Here is a 14,981-nt window from a genome sequence, read left to right as displayed (position 1 = left end):
GGGAACCGGACCCAAAGGTATACGGCCGTGCGGTAATCGATCGGTTAACTTCCCGAGGACGGTGAGGTGGTGGGGTGAGAGCGACACGGATTTGGTTTTATGTCGAACCAATAAGTGGGTGGCTCAGGATGGTCCGGCCGGGTCGCAGTGCCTCGGAACCGCCGCGGGCCCGTTCCGGTGAGAAAATGGGGTGACACGCCACCACCAGGATCCGGACCACGGAGGTGGATCATGGGCGAGGCACGCGATGTCATGGACCGTCTCACCGAGGCGGTGACACACTCGGACCTCAGGACGCTCGGCACCCTCTACGCCGAGGACGCCGTCGCTCTCACCCCCGACGAGGGCGAGATCAAGGGCCGCGACGCGATCGTGGCGTACTGGCGCACGATGACCGAGGCGATCCCGGCGGCGACCTTCACGCCCCGGAACAAGTACGAGATCGGCGACACCGCGATCGACGAGGGGATCTTCAGCGGCGCCAACACGGGGCCGATCCAGCTGCCCACCGGGGAGACGCTCCCGGCGACGGGCAAGACCGTCACCCTGCGCGGCACCGACCTCGCGACCGTCAAGGACGGCAGGATCACGGACTACCGGCTCTACTTCGACCAGATGGAGTTCCTGGACCAGCTCGGACTGCTGCCGCAGCCCTGAGAGCGAGGTGCCTTCGAGGCGGACCCCCGGACCCAGGGCGGACCCGGCGCGGACCCGGGGCGGACCCCGGCAGGGCCCGCCCCTCCCGGGCGCCGGGCATGTGGTCCACAATCGTCGGCATGAGCGACGAGACCGCCGACACCAGCACCGAGCCCGGCCCCGGCACCCCCGATCCCTACCTCTGGCTGGAGGAGGTCGAGGGTGAGCGCGCCCTCGCCTGGGTGAAGGAGCGCAACGCCGAGACGGCGGCGGAGCTCGCCGGGGGAGAGGGCTTCGACGGCCTCGTCGCCGAACTGCGCGAGGTGCTCGACGCGCCGGACCGCATCCCGTACACCCGGCGGCGCGGCCCGTACCTCTACAACTTCTGGCAGAGTGCCGAGCACACCCGCGGCATCTGGCGGCGCACCACCCTCGACGAGTACCGCTCCGACGCGCCCGCGTGGGACGTGCTGCTCGACCTCGACGCGCTCGCCGCCGCCGAGGGCGAGGACTGGACCTGGGCGGGCGCGCAGGTGCTGCGGCCCGCGTACCGCCGCGCCCTGGTGAGCCTCGCGCGTGGCGGTGGCGACGCCGTGGTCGTGCGCGAGTACGACCTGGCGGAACGGGCCTTCGTCACCGACGGGTTCACCCTGCCCGAGGCCAAGACCGACATCGGCTGGATCGACGAGGACCATGTCTTCGTCGGCACCGACGAGGGCCCCGGCTCCCTCACCGCCTCCGGCTATCCGCGCACCGTCCGGCGCTGGCGCCGCGGCACCCCGCTGGCGGCGGCCGAACTCGTCCACGAGGGGCGGGAGTCCGACCTCGCCGTCTCCGCCTGGCACGACCCCACCGAGGGCTTCGAGCGCGACTTCGTCGTCCGCTACCGGGACTTCTGGCACCACGAGACCCATCTGCTCACCCCGGACGGCGAGCTGCGCCGCCTCGACGTCCCCGACGACGCCGACAGCTCCGTGCACCGCGAGTGGCTCCTCGTCACCCCCAAGGCGACCTGGCTCGGGCAGCCCGCGGGCACGCTCCTCGCCTTCCGCTTCGAGGCCTTCCTCGCCGGGGACCGCACGCCCGAGGTGCTGTTCACGCCCGACGACCGTACGTCCCTGGCCGGCCACTCCTGGACCCGCAACCATCTCGTCGTCGAGACCCTCCAGGACGTCGCCAGCCGGATGTACGTCCTGACCCCGCCGGCCGACTCTGCTCCGGGCGGCGGCTGGAAGCGCCAGGAGCTCGCCGACATCCCGCCGCTCGCCTCCGCCGCCCTCACCGACACCGACCCGGACACCGGAGACGAGTACTTCCTGTCCATCACCGGCCACCTCGTGCCGCCCGCCCTCCACCGCGGCGAGATCGGCGGCCCGGGCGAGCGGATCAAGCAGGCCCCCGAGCGCTTCGACGCGACCGGCCTCGAAGCCCGCCAGTACTTCGCCGTCTCCGCCGACGGCACCCGCGTCCCGTACACCGTCGTCGGCCCCCGCGACCAGAGCGGCCCCCGGCCCACCCTCCTCAACGGGTACGGCGGCTTCGAGGTCTCCCTCACCCCCGCCTACGACACGATGCGCGGCCGCGCCTGGCTCGCCCGCGGCGGTACGTTCGTGGTGGCCGGCATCCGCGGCGGCGGAGAGTACGGCCCCCGCTGGCACCGCAGCGCCCTCAAGGCCGACCGGCCCCGCGCCTACGAGGACTTCGAAGCCGTCGCCCGCGACCTGGTCGCCCGGGGCATCACCACCCCCGACCGGCTCGGCATCACCGGCGGCAGCAACGGCGGCCTGCTCATGGGCGCCATGCTGGTCCGCAGCCCCGAGCTGTTCGGCGCGATCGTCGCGCACGTGCCGCTGCTCGACATGCTCCGCTTCCACACCCTGCTCGCCGGCGCCAGCTGGATCGCCGAGTACGGCGACCCCGACGACCCGGCCGACCGGCCGCACCTGGCCGCGCTCTCGCCGTACCACCAGCTGGAGGCCGGCCGGCCCTACCCACCGGTGCTGCTCACCACCTCGACCCGCGACGACCGGGTCCACCCCGGCCACGCCCGCAAGGCCGCCGCGCGGCTGCGTGAGCTCGGCCACCGGGTGCTGCTCCACGAGACCCTGGCCGGCGGCCACGCGGGGGCCACCGACCACGAACAGACCGCCTGGAACAGCGCCCTGGAGCACACCTTCCTGTGGCGGACGCTGGCGCCCTGACGCGGCTCGGGCGCACGCAGAAGGGCGCCTGTCCGGTATACGGAAAGTCCGCATACCAGGCAGGCGCCCCGGGTGGTCAGTCCCTCGCCGTTCAGGCTCACGCTGTTCAGTTCCTATGGTGCGCTGGAATACCGTCTGCGGCCGAGCGTCGCCATGACGGGCGCTGCGGCCCGCCGGACCCGTGTCCTCCCCGTACAGGTCCCCGGCACGCGTCCGTTCCCGTCCGCCGCCTACTGCATCGGGTTCATCGGGTGCGGGTGCGGGTGCGGGTTCATCGGATGCATCCCGTTCATGGGCGCCATCGGAGCCATGGGAGCCTGAGGCATCGGCGCGCCACCGTTCGGGCCGTGACCGACCGGCGGCATCTGGATCACACGGCTGAGGTCGCGCAGCACCTCCTCGGCGACCCGGCGAACATCACCGGGCACGTCCCCCTGCTCTCTTATGAGCTCGGCGTAGATGGGGGCGGTCGTGTCCGCGTAAGTCATTGCGCTCGCTTCCTCGGCGTTCTGCGACGTCTCTCGGGCCCAGCGAGTCTACGGGGCCCGGACCCCCGCCAAGGGCCCGGTCCCGGATCCCGCTCCCTCCCGTGGACGGCCGGAATCAGAGGCATTCCCACCGAATTCCTCCCGGACTCCGGCGGGATCGCGGGTCCCACCGGCCCCGGCCGGCCGACACCGCCGCCCGCCCGCCGCGCCGGATGTGTTCTATCCCTCGCCGGCCGATCCCGGGATGCGGAGCCGTGCGGCCCGGCCCGGCCGATCCGGGCCGCACGGCGTCCTAAATCGCTGGTGGCGACGGATCGGCGGACATGACAATGGGCCTCCACCGAAGGGGAGGGAACCCATGAGCCAGGCGTACCTGACTCTCGACGCGCTGCTGCCACCGGACGAACTGGCGGCCGCCGTCGAAGCCGGGCATGTGACCCGCAAGCGGCACCCCCAGCTGCCGCTGTCGATCTACACGTACACGCGGGTCTGCCAGTACGAGGGCGTCTGGAACCGGGTCACCGTCCGCTGCCGCGGCCTCGTCGCCGACGACCGCACCGGCCGGGTCGTCGCCCTGCCGCTGCCCAAGTTCTTCAACGTCTCCGAGCACACCGCCGGCCGCTCCTACGCGCCCGCGCTGCCCGACGAGCCGTTCGAGGTGTACGACAAGGTCGACGGCAGCCTCGGCGTCGTCTTCCACTACGACGGCCACTGGCGGGTCGCCTCCAAGGGCTCCTTCGCCAGCGCCCAGGCCACCTGGGCGCAGCGCCGCCTGGACGCCGCCGACACCTCGGCGCTCGTGCCCGGCACGACGTACCTCATGGAGATCCTCTACCCGGAGAACCGGATCGTCGTGGACTACGGCGGCCGCCGCGACCTGGTGCTGCTCGCCGCGTACGGCGCCGACGGCACCGAGACGCCGCTCGCCGAGGCCGCCCGCGTCTGGCAGGGCATCGGATCGGTCGTCACCGTGCACCCGCCGATGGCGCTCGACGCCCTGCTGAAGCTGACCGCGACGAGCACCCTGCCCGACGGCACCGCCGCCACCGGCACCGACGCCGAGGGCTTCGTGCTGCGCTTCGCGTCCGGCGTCCGCGCCAAGGCGAAGATCGCCGAGTACGTACGGCTCCACAAGGTCGTCACCGGCGTCACCGAGCGCGACATCTGGCGCAGCCACGGCATCCAGCGCTTCGCCGGCACCTCCGCCAAGGTTCTGGCGAACGGCCTCGGCCTGTCCATGGCCGAGCTCGGCGGCATCCGCGCCGACGGCGGACGCCCGCTCGACGCGCTCCTGGAGCAGGTGCCCGACGAGTTCGACGCCTGGGTGCGGTCCGTCGTCGAGCGCCTGGAGACCGGGTTCGCCGCCCGCGAGCAGGCCGTCGACGAGGCGTACGCGTCCCTGGCGCACCTCACCGGCGACCGTGCCGCCTTCGCCCGCGCCGTCCGCGCGCTGCCCGCCGCCGAGGGCGTGGCACAGCTGCGCTCCGCGATGTTCCTGCGCCTCGACGGGCGCCGCACCGACCTGCTGAACTGGCGCGCGGTGCGACCCGAGAACGCCGACCCCTTCACCACCGACGAGGAGAACTGACCGTGCCCGTGGTCCATGTGATGACCGGACTGCCGGCCTCCGGCAAGACGACCGCCGCCCGCGCCCTGCAGGAGCGGTCCGAGGGCCGGATACGCCGGGTCAACCTCGACGACCTGCGCGGGATGCTCGACCTGCCCGGCGGTACGACGGGCGGCGACCGCCGTTCGCGCGCCCACGAGCAGACCGTGCTCGGCATCCAGGACGCCGCGATCCGCGCCGCCGTCGACGACGGCTTCGACGTCGTCGTCGACAACACCCACCTCACCCCGCACATCCCGCGGCGCCTCAAGGCGGCCCTCACCGGCCGCGACGCCACCTTCGTCGTGCACGACTTCACCGACGTGCCCGTCGAGGAGTGCGTGCGCCGCGACGCCGCACGCGAGCGGCCGGTCGGCGAGGAGATCATCCGGATCCTCGCCGACAAGCACGCCAAGGCCCGCCGCGGCGGCTGGCGGCTCACCGACGCCTGGCTCAACGAGCGCCCCGGTGTCACCCCGTACGTCCCCGACCCCGCGCTGCCCACCGCCGTCCTGTGCGACATCGACGGCACCCTCGCACTGCGCGGCGACCGCGGCCCGTACGACTTCACCCGCTGCGGCCTCGACCTGCTCAACCCGCCCGTGCGCGACGCGCTGCGCGCCTTCCGCGCCGCGCACCGGGACCGGATCGTGCTGCTCTCCGGGCGCAGCGAGGACCACCGGGAGCTCACCGAGGCCTGGCTCGCACGCCACGAGGTGCCGTACGACGAACTGTGGATGCGCGGCTCCGACGACGGGCGCTCCGACGACCTCGTCAAGGCCGAGCTCTTCGACGCCCACGTCCGGCCGCGCTACGCGGTCCGGGTGTCGCTCGACGACCGCGACCGGGTGGTCGCCGTCTGGCGCCGGATGGGCCTGCCGACCTGGCAGGTCAACTACGGCAACTTCTGAGCCGTCCGTGGCGCCCCCGGCCGCCGGGCCGGGCGAGGTCGTCCTAGGGTGGTCGGTGGCCCACCGGCTCGCGACCACCCGACCGAGGAGTTGTATTCGCGCATGATCCGCCGCACCGACGAGGTCGAAGACCTCATGCACCGCTTCCCGCACATCCCGAAGGAGGCGGTGATCAAGGAGGACCTGCTGCGCGGCGGCATCGCGTTCGACGACTCGGCCCTCACCGACTCCGGCGACGAGGCGTCGGGTGAGGTCAAGCCGAAGTCGTACTTCATCTTCTCCTTCGACCACCGCACCCTGCCCGAGCTCGGCCAGGCCGCCCTGCGCCGCCCGCCGGAGGAGATCGTGCTCACCGGCGGCCCGTACGAGCTGCGCCGCACGGTCGTGTCGGTACGGGTCAACCCCGCCTCGCCCTACCGGGTCGCCGCGGGCGAGGACGGGCTGCTCGGCCTCTACCTCGACGGGCGCCGGATCGCCGACGTCGGCCTGCCGCCGATGCCGGAGTACTACCGGCACACCCTCTCCAGCGGGAAGTCGGTGATGGAGGTCGCCCCCACCATCCAGTGGGGCTACCTCATCTATCTGACGGTCTTCCGGGTCTGCCAGTACTTCGGCGCCAAGGAGGAGTGCCAGTACTGCGACATCAACCACAACTGGCGCCAGCACAAGGCCGCCGGCCGCCCCTACACGGGCGTGAAGGACGTCGAGGAGGTCCTTGAGGCGCTCGCCATCATCGACAAGTACGACACGACCGGCTCCTCCACCGCGTACACCCTCACCGGCGGCGCCGTCACCTCCCGTGTCGGCGGCAAGGACGAGGCCGACTTCTACGGCCAGTACGCCCAGGCCATCGAGGAGCGCTTCCCCGGCCGCTGGATCGGCAAGGTCGTCGCCCAGGCGCTGCCCAAGGCCGATGTGCAGCGCTTCAAGGACTACGGCATCCAGATCTACCACCCCAACTACGAGGTGTGGGACAAGCGCCTGTTCGAGCTGTACTGCCCCGGCAAGGAGCGCTACGTCGGCCGCGACGAGTGGCACCGCCGGATCCTCGACTCGGCGGAGGTCTTCGGCCCCCGCAACGTCATCCCCAACTTCGTGGCGGGCGTGGAGATGGCCGAGCCCTTCGGCTTCACCACGGTCGACGAGGCCATCGCCTCCACCACGGAGGGCCTGGAGTACTTCATGTCGCGCGGCATCACGCCCCGCTTCACCACCTGGTGCCCCGAGCCCACCACCCCGCTCGGCAAGGCGAACCCGGCCGGCGCGCCGCTCGAGTACCACATCCGTCTGCTCGACGCCTACCGCGCCACGATGGAGGCCAACGGCCTGAGCTCGCCCCCCGGTTACGGCCCGGCCGGCCCCGGCCGGGCGGTCTTCTCGGTCAGCTCCTTCATGGACAGCCTCCCCGCCGAGGACTGAGCGGGCGGAGCGTCGCCGGAGGTGACGTGGGCGGTGTCATGCACAGGCTTTAGCATGACCGCCCATGGGAACGAGTGACGACGACAGACCGCTGGTGGACGGGCGGTTCCGCCTGATCGGCCGGCTGGGCAGCGGCGGCATGGGGACGGTGTGGCGGGCGCGGGACGTGGCCCTCGACCGGGAGGTCGCCCTCAAGGAGGTCCGGCCGCCCGACCCGGCGGTCGAGGCGGCCAGTCCGGGCTTCACCGCACAGCTGCGCGAGCGGGCTCTGCGGGAGGCCCGCGCGCTGGCCCGGCTGTCCCACCCGCACGTCGTGACGATCCATCACATCGTGGAGCCGGGCGACGGCGCGCACCCGTGGATCGTGATGGAGCTCGTCCCCGGCCGCTCGCTCGCCGACCGGCTCGCCGAGGGCCCGCTGGCGCCCGCCGAGGCCGTCACCCTCGGCCGCCAGGTCCTCTCCGCGCTGCGCGCCGCCCACGCCGCCGGCATCCAGCACCGCGACGTGAAACCCGCCAACGTGCTGCTCCGAGCGGACGGCAGCGCCGTCCTCACGGACTTCGGCATCGCCGCCTTCAGCGAGACCACCTCGCGGCTCACCTCCACCGGCGACGTCATCGGCTCGGCCGAGTTCATCGCCCCGGAGCGGCTGCGCGGCGAGGAGGGGAACCCGGCCTCCGACCTGTGGTCCCTCGGCATGCTTCTGTACGTGGCGGCCGAGGGCCACCACCCGCTGCGCCGCGCCACCAGCCTGGCCACCGTCGTGGCCGTGCTCGACGACCCGATCCCCGCGCCGGTACGGTCCGGGCCGCTGGCCCCGGTCCTGGCCAAGGTCCTGGTGCGCGACCCGGCGGCCCGGCCGGACGGGGCACTCCTGGACCGCCTGCTCGCGGAGGCCGAGGGGCAGCGGGTGACCGGCGGTGCGCCGGATGCCGCCGCGCCGTCCGTCGCACCCGCACCCGCACCCGCACCCGCGCCCTCGTCCCCGGCCCCGGCTCCCGTCCCCGCTCCGGCTCCGGCGCCGGTCGGCTTCGGTGCGCCGCTCGCCTACCCCGCCTACGGCGGCCCCGCCCCGGCGCCCGCGCAGGGTGCCACACCGTGGGCCGCGCCCACCGCCCCGGCCACCCCGCCCCGTACCGCTCCCGCCCGCCGGATTTGGCTGATCGCCGGCGCCGCGGCCCTGACGGCCGCCGTCGTGGTGGGTGCGGTGAACCTGATCCCGGACGGTGACGACGGCACCGGCTCGAACTCCGGCGCGAAGGGCGGACCGACACCGTCGACGGCGGCCCGCACGCCGGGCGGAAGCACGACGGGGACACCCGCCGGCACCCCGACCAGCACCCCCACCGGCTCCGCCGCCCCCGCGCCCAAGGGCAGCCTGCTCACCCCGGCCAACGTCCGGGCGGTGCTCAAGGCGTTCCACGATGCGACCGGCACCACCACCATGAAGGAGTTCAACGTCTACGAGGAGCACGCCTCCGCGGAGATTCCGACCCGGCCTGGGGCGAAGACGTACGACAACTACTCCTACCGCGACGGCGTCGTCACGAGGACCGGCCCCGGCGGGACCATCGACGGCGCGGACGAGCAGCCCTTCGACGTCGCCACGATGTCCTGGGACACGCTGCCCGCGCTGATCGCCCGGGGCGAGCGCGACCTCAACGTCGAGAACCCCTCGCAGCGCTATGTGATCGTCGACCGTTGGACCTTCAACGACGACCGGCCCTCGATGCGCTTCTACCTCCTCAACGAGTACCACGCGACCGGCTATCTGGTGGCCGATCAGAAGGGAAAGGTCGTGGACACCTACGCGGCGGACTGAGCCGGGCCCGTCCGCGGTGGATCATGGACGGGCGCGGAGCCGCCGGGCCGCGCTCCCCATCGCGGAAGGAGCCTGACGAGGATGCGTACGCTGCTCGTGGACGCGGCCCGCACGCTGGTCCCGCCGAAGGGGGACCGGCACGGCCCGCTGCCCCCGCTCCTGCTCGCCCTCACCGTGCTGACCGGCCTGGTGGACGCGGTCAGCTACCTGGGCCTCGGGCATGTCTTCGTCGCCAACATGACCGGGAACGTGGTGTTCCTCGGCTTCGCCCTCGCCGGCGCCCAGGGGCACTCCGTGCTCGCCTCCGGCGTCTCGCTCGCCGCCTTCGTCACCGGGGCGGCGGCCGGCGGCCGCTTCGGCGGACGCCTGGCCGCCCACCGCGGGCGCCTGGTGGCCGGGGCGATGGGCGTGCAGGCCCTGCTCTTCGCCGCGGCGCTCGTGGTGTCCGTGGTGGCCGGCAGCCTGGAGGGGAGGCCTGCCCGCTTCCTGGTCATCGTGCCGCTCGCCCTCGCCATGGGACTGCAGAACGCGGTCGCCCGCAGGCTCGGCGTCCCGGACGTGACCACCACCGTGGTGAACCAGACCCTGACCGGTCTGGTGGCGGACACCGCCGACGTGGGCGGCGCGGCCCATCGCCGCGGCCGCCGCGTCCTGTCGGTGCTCGCCCTGGGCGTCGGCGGTCTGACGGGCGGTCTGCTCCTGTTCGGCGCCGGTATGCCGCTGGTCCTCGGCGTCGGCCTCGGCCTGCTCGCGACGGCCGCCGCCGTGCTGTGGCGGCTCTCGACCCCGGACGCGGTGTGGGCCACGGCGCCCTAGCGAGAGTGCCTAGCGGCGGACGGGGGTGTCCCGTACCGGGTGCTTGCTGAGGATGGAGACCCGGTTGAAGGCGTTGATGGTGATCGCCACCCAGATCACCGCCGACAGCTCGTCCTCGGTCAGCACCGCGCGCGCCTCGGCGTAGGCGCGGTCCTGGGCGAGGGCGTCCGCCGGGTGGGTGGTGGCCTCCGCGAGGGCGAGGGCGGCGCGTTCGCGAGGGCTGAAGAGCTCGGTGTCGCGCCAGGCGGCGAGGACGCCGATCCGGCGGGCGGTCTCGCCGGCGCGCAGGGCGGCGCGGGTGTGCACGTCGAGGCAGTACGCGCAGCCGTTGAGCTGCGACACACGGAGGTTGACCAGCTCGACGAGGCCGCGGTCGAGGCCCGCGTCGGCGGCGGTCGCCCGGACGGCCTCGGCGGTCTTCACCAGGGCCTGGTACGCGGCCGGACTCTGCTTGTCGACGTAGACCCGCCGGGCCGGCACGGCCGGTCCGGTCGCCACGGGCCGTCCGTCCACCCTCTGCTCGCTCACCGTCTGCTCCTTCACCGCTGTCGATGTCGCTGTCATGGTTGCCGTGGTTGCCGCTTGTCCTCGACGCCATTATCGTCCATGATTGTTGAAAAGGAAACTATCTTGGTCGGCGAGGCCGATGAGAGGGGTCGGGGATGAGTGTCGACGAGGTCGAGGTCCTTACCGCCCGGGACGTCCCGCTGGGCGGCCCGCGTGCCGTGACCGTACGGCGCACGCTGCCCCAGCGGGCCCGTACTCTCATCGGCGCGTGGTGCTTCGCCGACCACTACGGCCCGGACCGGGTCGCCGAGTCCGGCGGCATGGACGTCGCCCCGCACCCGCACACCGGACTGCAGACCGTGAGCTGGCTCTTCACCGGCGAGATCGAGCACCGCGACAGCCTCGGCACCCACGCGTACGTCCGCCCGGGCGAGATCAACCTCATGACCGGCGGCCACGGCATCAGCCACTCCGAGGTCTCCACCCCCGACACCGCGGTCCTGCACGGCGTCCAGCTCTGGCTCGCCCTCCCCGACGCCCACCGCCACACCCCGCGCGACTTCCAGCACCACGCCCCGAAGTCCGTCCGCGTCGACGGCGCCGACCTCAAGGTCTTCCTCGGCACCCTGGCCGGCGAGACCTCCCCGGTCCGCACCTTCACCCCGCTGCTCGGCGCCGAGCTCCTCCTCGACCCCGGAGCCACCGTCACCCTTGACGTCGACCCCGCCTTCGAGCACGGTCTCCTCGTCGACGAGGGCGACGTCCGTCTCGCCGGCACCGTCCTCCAGCCCGCCGAACTCGGCTACACCGCCCCCGGCCGCACCACCCTCACCCTCGTCAACGAGTCCGCGCACCGTGCCCGCGCCGTCCTCCTGGGCGGCACGCCCTTCGGCGAGGAGATCGTCATGTGGTGGAACTTCATCGCCCGCACCGACGCCGAGATCCGTCAGGCGCGAGAGGACTGGACGGCGGCGGCCGACCGCTTCGGCGAGGTGCACGGCTACCCGGGCGACCGCCTCCCGGCCCCGGAACTCCCGAACACCACGCTCAAGCCGCGGAAGAACCCGAGCTGAAGCGTCACGCGTCCCCGCCCGGCCGATCAGCACCCCTCCGAACGTCCGAATCCTCCGCGAAGGAAGGCCCGTCATGACCGAGTCCGCCACCACCCCCGTCGTGCGCCGCAACGACGACCGGCACCGTTACGAGATCCTCGTCGGCGAACAGCGCGCCGGGCTCACCGCCTACCGCGACCGGGACGAGCAGCGCGTGTTCTTCCACACCGAGGTCGACGAGGCCTACGCCGGCCAGGGCCTCGCGTCCCTCCTCGTCGAGCAGGCGCTGACCGATGTGCGCGCCGCCGGGAAGCGGATCGTGCCGGTCTGCCCGTACGTCGCCAAGTTCCTGAAGAAGCACGACGAGTTCGCCGACATCACCGACCCGGTCACCCCCGAGGTCCTGGAGTGGCTGGACGCCCAACTGGCCCGCCGCTGAGCGGAGTCGGCCCGGATCGCCGCGCCTTGCAGTAAATGACTGCAAGATCTTGCGCGGCGGTCCGGGCCGCTGTTTGACTGCCGGGCATGAGCAGCGACGCCACCCCGGCCCCCGGTCCCCTCGTGACCGACTCCGAGTCCGACTCCGGTTCCGATTCCGACCGTGACCGTGACCGCGATTCCAGCATCGACGTCCTCGTGCTCGGCGGCGCAGGCGTCGACACCATCGTGTACGTGCCCGAGCTGCCCCTCCCGCTCGCCGACAGCCACATGATCGGTACCGGGATCGTCACCCGCGCCGGCCAGACCGGGGACTTCGTCGCGCTCGGACTGCACCGGCTCGGACTGCGCACCCACCACCTCGACCTGCTCGGCGCCGACCCCGAGGGCGACCTGGTCCGGGCCTTCCACCACGAGCAGGGCATCCCCCTCACCGCCGTGCCCCAGCCCACCGGCACCAAGAGGGCCGTCAACCTCGTCGGCCCCGACGGCCGCCGCCTCTCCCTCTACGACGCCACCCGCGGCCGCGACGCCGACCGGCTCCCGCCGGAGACCGTACGGGCGCTCGCCGCCCGCGCCCGCCACGCCCACGTCTCCATCACCCAGCCCTGCGCCCACGCCCTGCCGGACCTGCGCGCCGCGGGCGTCACGATCTCCACCGACCTGCACGACTGGGACGGCCGCGGGGCCTACCAGGAGCCGTTCGCGCTCGCCGCCGACCTGGTGTTCCTGTCCGCCACGGCCCTCGACGACCCCGAACGCACCCTCCGCGACATCCTCGCCCGCGGCCGCGCCTCGGTGGCGGTCGCCACCGACGGGGCCGCCGGCGCGTATCTCCTCACCGGGGCCGACGAGCCGCTCGTGCACGTCCCCGCCGTGGCCCCGGCCGCGCCCGTCGTCGACAGCAACGGCGCCGGTGACGCCTTCGCCGCCGGGTTCCTGCACGCCTGGCTGTCCGGCGCCCCCGCCCGTACCTGCGCCCTCCACGGCAGCATCGCCGGCGCCCACGCCTGCACCGTCCCCTCCACCCGCGCCGAGGCCATCGGACGGGAGGCGCTGCTCGCCGAGGCGGCCCGGCTCGGCGCCGACGGCTCCGCCGCCGGTGGTCCGGGGCACGGGGCGCGGCATGTCAGGATCGAGGGATGACAGAGAAGATCATCGCGGCGTGCGACGGCGCGTCCAAGGGCAACCCCGGGCCCGCCGCCTGGGCCTGGGTCATCGGGACCGAGGACGGCGGGATCGCCCACTGGGAGGCCGGACCGCTCGGCACGGCCACCAACAACGTGGCCGAACTCACCGCGCTGCTACGCCTGTTGGAGCGCCTCGATCCCGCCGTGCCCGCCGAGGTGCGGATGGACTCGCAGTACGCGATGAAGGCCGTCACCACCTGGCTGCCCGGCTGGCGGCGCAAGGGCTGGAAGACCTCGGCCGGCACCCCCGTCGCCAACAAGGACCTCGTCGTCCGCATCGACGAACTGCTCACCGACCGGCGCGTGGAGTTCGTCTACACCCCCGCCCACCAGGTCGACGGCGACCCGCTGAACGACGCCGCCGACCGCGCCGCGAGCCACACCGCCCGCAGCCAGCAGTCCGCGGGCTCGGACGCGGGTTCGCCGCTGCCCCCGCCGGAGCCCGCCTCCGCCCGCCCGGCCGCCGCGAAGCGGCCCCGCACGGCCACCGGCGCCCCGGGTTCCGCACGCGCCGGTACGCGCTCCGGTGCACGTTCCGGATCCTCCGCGCCGAGCCTCAAGGCGCGCTTCCCCGGACGGTGCCGGTGCGGCCGGTCGTACGCCAAGGGCGAGACCATCACCAAGAACCCCGACGGCTGGGGCCACCCGGCCTGTGCCGAGGCCACCGCCTAGGGTCTGACCAGGCATTTCGAGGGCCTCGGCGGCCGCTGCGCTCGGCGGCCGCCGAGGCCCTTTCCGCTGCCCTCCCAGGGCGCGGGACCGGGCCGGCGCAGGCCCCCGAACCGGTCCCCTGAGCCGAACGAGGGATGGGGTAAACCGGACATTCACTCAGCTGTGCGCGCAGGTTCGTGTGGGGTTCTGTTCTCAAGGCCTTCGGGGCTGCATACTGTTCCTCCCGCCACCGATGGCGAACCGTTTCACTTGCCCTTTTCCCCTTGGGCAGGGCGGTCGGCACCGGGCCGGGAACCCCTCCCTTTCATCGTCGCCGCGATCCGGCGTGCGATGACCCCTGCCCGTGAAAGACCCGAGGACCCGTGCCAGTACCTGTAGTCCTTTCCGGGCGCTCCGTGCGCCTGGAGCCGCTGGCCATGCGCCACGCCGAGGGCATCGCCTGGGCGGGCGCACTGGACCGTGCGGCCTATGCCTACACCTCCGTGCCCCACGGCCTTGATGCCTCCTGCGACTACATCGCCCGCGCGCTCGCCGAACAGGCGGCGGGCCGGGCCCTGCCGTTCGCCCTGGTCGACCCGCATACCGGCCGGGTCATCGGGTCGACCCGCTTCCTGGAACTCGACTACTGGCGCGGCCCGGTGATCTGGCCGCCGGTCACCGGGGTGCCCAGCGGCGACCCGCTGACCTCCGTGCCCGACGCCGCCGAGATCGGCAACACCTGGATCGCGGGCGAGGCCCGTGGCACCGGCGTCAACACCGAGGCCAAGTACCTCATGCTGCGGCACGCCTTCGAGAGCTGGGGCCTGCGCCGGATCTCCATGCGCGCCGACGCCCGCAACACCCGCTCGCGCGTCGCGATCGAACGGCTCGGCGCCACGTGCGAAGGCGTCCGCCGGGCGCATTCGCGCGGTCTGGACGGCGTGGTCCGCGACACCGCCTTCTACTCGATCCTCGACGAGGAGTGGCCGGCCGTCCGCGGCATCATCGAACTCCGCCTCTCCGGCCTCCACCGCCCGACGTCGGGCTTCCCGGGCCAGTCCCTGGAACCCGGCGGCGCGGGCGAGCTGCTCCCCGCGTAGGACGAGCCGAGCGGGGCCGGGGTCCGGGCCTGCGGGCCCTGCGGGCTTCGCGTGGTAAGCCCGAGGGCCAGGGGTCGCGCACGTGCTTTTCACCCGCGGTACGCCCGGCTCGTGCTCCTGTGGTCCTTTCGAGGAGGCGGCCGG

At 73.3% G+C, this 14,981-nt stretch carries 14 protein-coding genes; 12 read left to right on the top strand and 2 right to left on the bottom strand.

Annotation, left to right across the window (positions count from 1 at the left end; translation table 11 throughout):
- Positions 1-231 precede the first annotated feature (231 nt).
- Both AB0C73_RS13935 and AB0C73_RS13930 read left to right on the top strand, forming a co-directional pair.
- Positions 232-657, top strand: a complete 426-nt coding sequence (locus AB0C73_RS13935; protein ID WP_362528771.1) for a nuclear transport factor 2 family protein — start codon at positions 232-234, stop codon at positions 655-657.
- Positions 658-776: 119 nt separating this feature from the next.
- Positions 777-2,837: a prolyl oligopeptidase family serine peptidase gene (locus AB0C73_RS13930; protein ID WP_362528768.1), complete on the top strand. Its 2,061-nt coding sequence runs from the start codon at positions 777-779 to the stop codon at positions 2,835-2,837.
- A gap of 230 nt (positions 2,838-3,067) precedes the next feature.
- On the opposite strand, the gene AB0C73_RS13925 is transcribed toward AB0C73_RS13930, so the two are convergent.
- Positions 3,068-3,325, bottom strand: coding sequence for a hypothetical protein (locus AB0C73_RS13925; RefSeq protein WP_362529388.1), 258 nt, complete (start codon positions 3,323-3,325; stop codon positions 3,068-3,070).
- A gap of 358 nt (positions 3,326-3,683) precedes the next feature.
- Here AB0C73_RS13925 and AB0C73_RS13920 point away from each other — a divergent pair, with 358 nt between their 5' ends.
- The 5 genes from AB0C73_RS13920 to AB0C73_RS13900 all read left to right on the top strand — a co-directional run bounded on the left by AB0C73_RS13920 (position 3,684) and on the right by AB0C73_RS13900 (position 9,899).
- Entirely contained in the window at positions 3,684-4,913 is a 1,230-nt protein-coding gene (locus AB0C73_RS13920) for an RNA ligase (RefSeq protein ID WP_362528766.1), read from the top strand.
- 2 nt (positions 4,914-4,915) lie between these two features.
- Positions 4,916-5,842 (top strand): AAA family ATPase, encoded by a 927-nt coding sequence (locus AB0C73_RS13915; protein ID WP_362528764.1) that lies wholly within the window; start codon positions 4,916-4,918, stop codon positions 5,840-5,842.
- A 102-nt stretch (positions 5,843-5,944) separates the two neighbouring features.
- A complete protein-coding gene (locus tag AB0C73_RS13910) occupies positions 5,945-7,261 on the top strand; it encodes a radical SAM protein (RefSeq protein ID WP_362528762.1) in 1,317 nt (438 codons plus the stop codon).
- A 64-nt stretch (positions 7,262-7,325) separates the two neighbouring features.
- Positions 7,326-9,083 (top strand): serine/threonine-protein kinase, encoded by a 1,758-nt coding sequence (locus tag AB0C73_RS13905; protein ID WP_362528760.1) that lies wholly within the window; start codon positions 7,326-7,328, stop codon positions 9,081-9,083.
- An 81-nt stretch (positions 9,084-9,164) separates the two neighbouring features.
- Positions 9,165-9,899, top strand: coding sequence for a YoaK family protein (locus tag AB0C73_RS13900; RefSeq protein WP_362528758.1), 735 nt, complete (start codon positions 9,165-9,167; stop codon positions 9,897-9,899).
- A 9-nt stretch (positions 9,900-9,908) separates the two neighbouring features.
- Here the strand turns inward: AB0C73_RS13900 and AB0C73_RS13895 are convergent, their stop codons facing one another.
- Positions 9,909-10,427: a carboxymuconolactone decarboxylase family protein gene (locus AB0C73_RS13895; RefSeq protein ID WP_362528755.1), complete on the bottom strand. Its 519-nt coding sequence runs from the start codon at positions 10,425-10,427 to the stop codon at positions 9,909-9,911.
- Positions 10,428-10,561: 134 nt separating this feature from the next.
- On the opposite strand from AB0C73_RS13895, the gene AB0C73_RS13890 reads away from it, so the two are divergent.
- The 5 genes from AB0C73_RS13890 to AB0C73_RS13870 all read left to right on the top strand — a co-directional run bounded on the left by AB0C73_RS13890 (position 10,562) and on the right by AB0C73_RS13870 (position 14,837).
- On the top strand, positions 10,562-11,479 hold the full coding sequence (locus AB0C73_RS13890) for a pirin family protein (RefSeq protein WP_362528753.1): 918 nt from the start codon (positions 10,562-10,564) through the stop codon (positions 11,477-11,479).
- A gap of 73 nt (positions 11,480-11,552) precedes the next feature.
- Positions 11,553-11,897: a GNAT family N-acetyltransferase gene (locus tag AB0C73_RS13885; protein WP_362528750.1), complete on the top strand. Its 345-nt coding sequence runs from the start codon at positions 11,553-11,555 to the stop codon at positions 11,895-11,897.
- A gap of 86 nt (positions 11,898-11,983) precedes the next feature.
- A complete protein-coding gene (locus tag AB0C73_RS13880; protein WP_362528748.1) occupies positions 11,984-13,042 on the top strand; it encodes a PfkB family carbohydrate kinase in 1,059 nt (352 codons plus the stop codon).
- Positions 13,039-13,758: an RNase H family protein gene (locus tag AB0C73_RS13875; RefSeq protein WP_362528746.1), complete on the top strand. Its 720-nt coding sequence runs from the start codon at positions 13,039-13,041 to the stop codon at positions 13,756-13,758. Before AB0C73_RS13880 ends, AB0C73_RS13875 begins: the two co-directional genes overlap by 4 nt.
- Before the next feature lie 362 nt (positions 13,759-14,120).
- On the top strand, positions 14,121-14,837 hold the full coding sequence (locus tag AB0C73_RS13870) for a GNAT family protein (RefSeq protein WP_362528743.1): 717 nt from the start codon (positions 14,121-14,123) through the stop codon (positions 14,835-14,837).
- Positions 14,838-14,981 lie beyond the last annotated feature (144 nt).

Origin of the sequence: Streptomyces sp. NPDC048623 (genome assembly GCF_040650755.1) — a bacterium.
GTDB lineage: Bacteria > Actinomycetota > Actinomycetes > Streptomycetales > Streptomycetaceae > Streptomyces.
This window is presented reverse-complemented; position numbering and strand designations above follow the sequence as displayed.

Coding starts and splice junctions, on each gene's coding strand:
- AB0C73_RS13935 (WP_362528771.1), top strand. CDS start 232: ATGGGCGAGGCACGCGATGTCATGGACCGTCTCACCGAGGCGGTGACA.
- AB0C73_RS13930 (WP_362528768.1), top strand. CDS start 777: ATGAGCGACGAGACCGCCGACACCAGCACCGAGCCCGGCCCCGGCACC.
- AB0C73_RS13925 (WP_362529388.1), bottom strand. CDS start 3,325: ATGACTTACGCGGACACGACCGCCCCCATCTACGCCGAGCTCATAAGA.
- AB0C73_RS13920 (WP_362528766.1), top strand. CDS start 3,684: ATGAGCCAGGCGTACCTGACTCTCGACGCGCTGCTGCCACCGGACGAA.
- AB0C73_RS13910 (WP_362528762.1), top strand. CDS start 5,945: ATGATCCGCCGCACCGACGAGGTCGAAGACCTCATGCACCGCTTCCCG.
- AB0C73_RS13905 (WP_362528760.1), top strand. CDS start 7,326: ATGGGAACGAGTGACGACGACAGACCGCTGGTGGACGGGCGGTTCCGC.
- AB0C73_RS13900 (WP_362528758.1), top strand. CDS start 9,165: ATGCGTACGCTGCTCGTGGACGCGGCCCGCACGCTGGTCCCGCCGAAG.
- AB0C73_RS13890 (WP_362528753.1), top strand. CDS start 10,562: ATGAGTGTCGACGAGGTCGAGGTCCTTACCGCCCGGGACGTCCCGCTG.
- AB0C73_RS13885 (WP_362528750.1), top strand. CDS start 11,553: ATGACCGAGTCCGCCACCACCCCCGTCGTGCGCCGCAACGACGACCGG.
- AB0C73_RS13880 (WP_362528748.1), top strand. CDS start 11,984: ATGAGCAGCGACGCCACCCCGGCCCCCGGTCCCCTCGTGACCGACTCC.
- AB0C73_RS13875 (WP_362528746.1), top strand. CDS start 13,039: ATGACAGAGAAGATCATCGCGGCGTGCGACGGCGCGTCCAAGGGCAAC.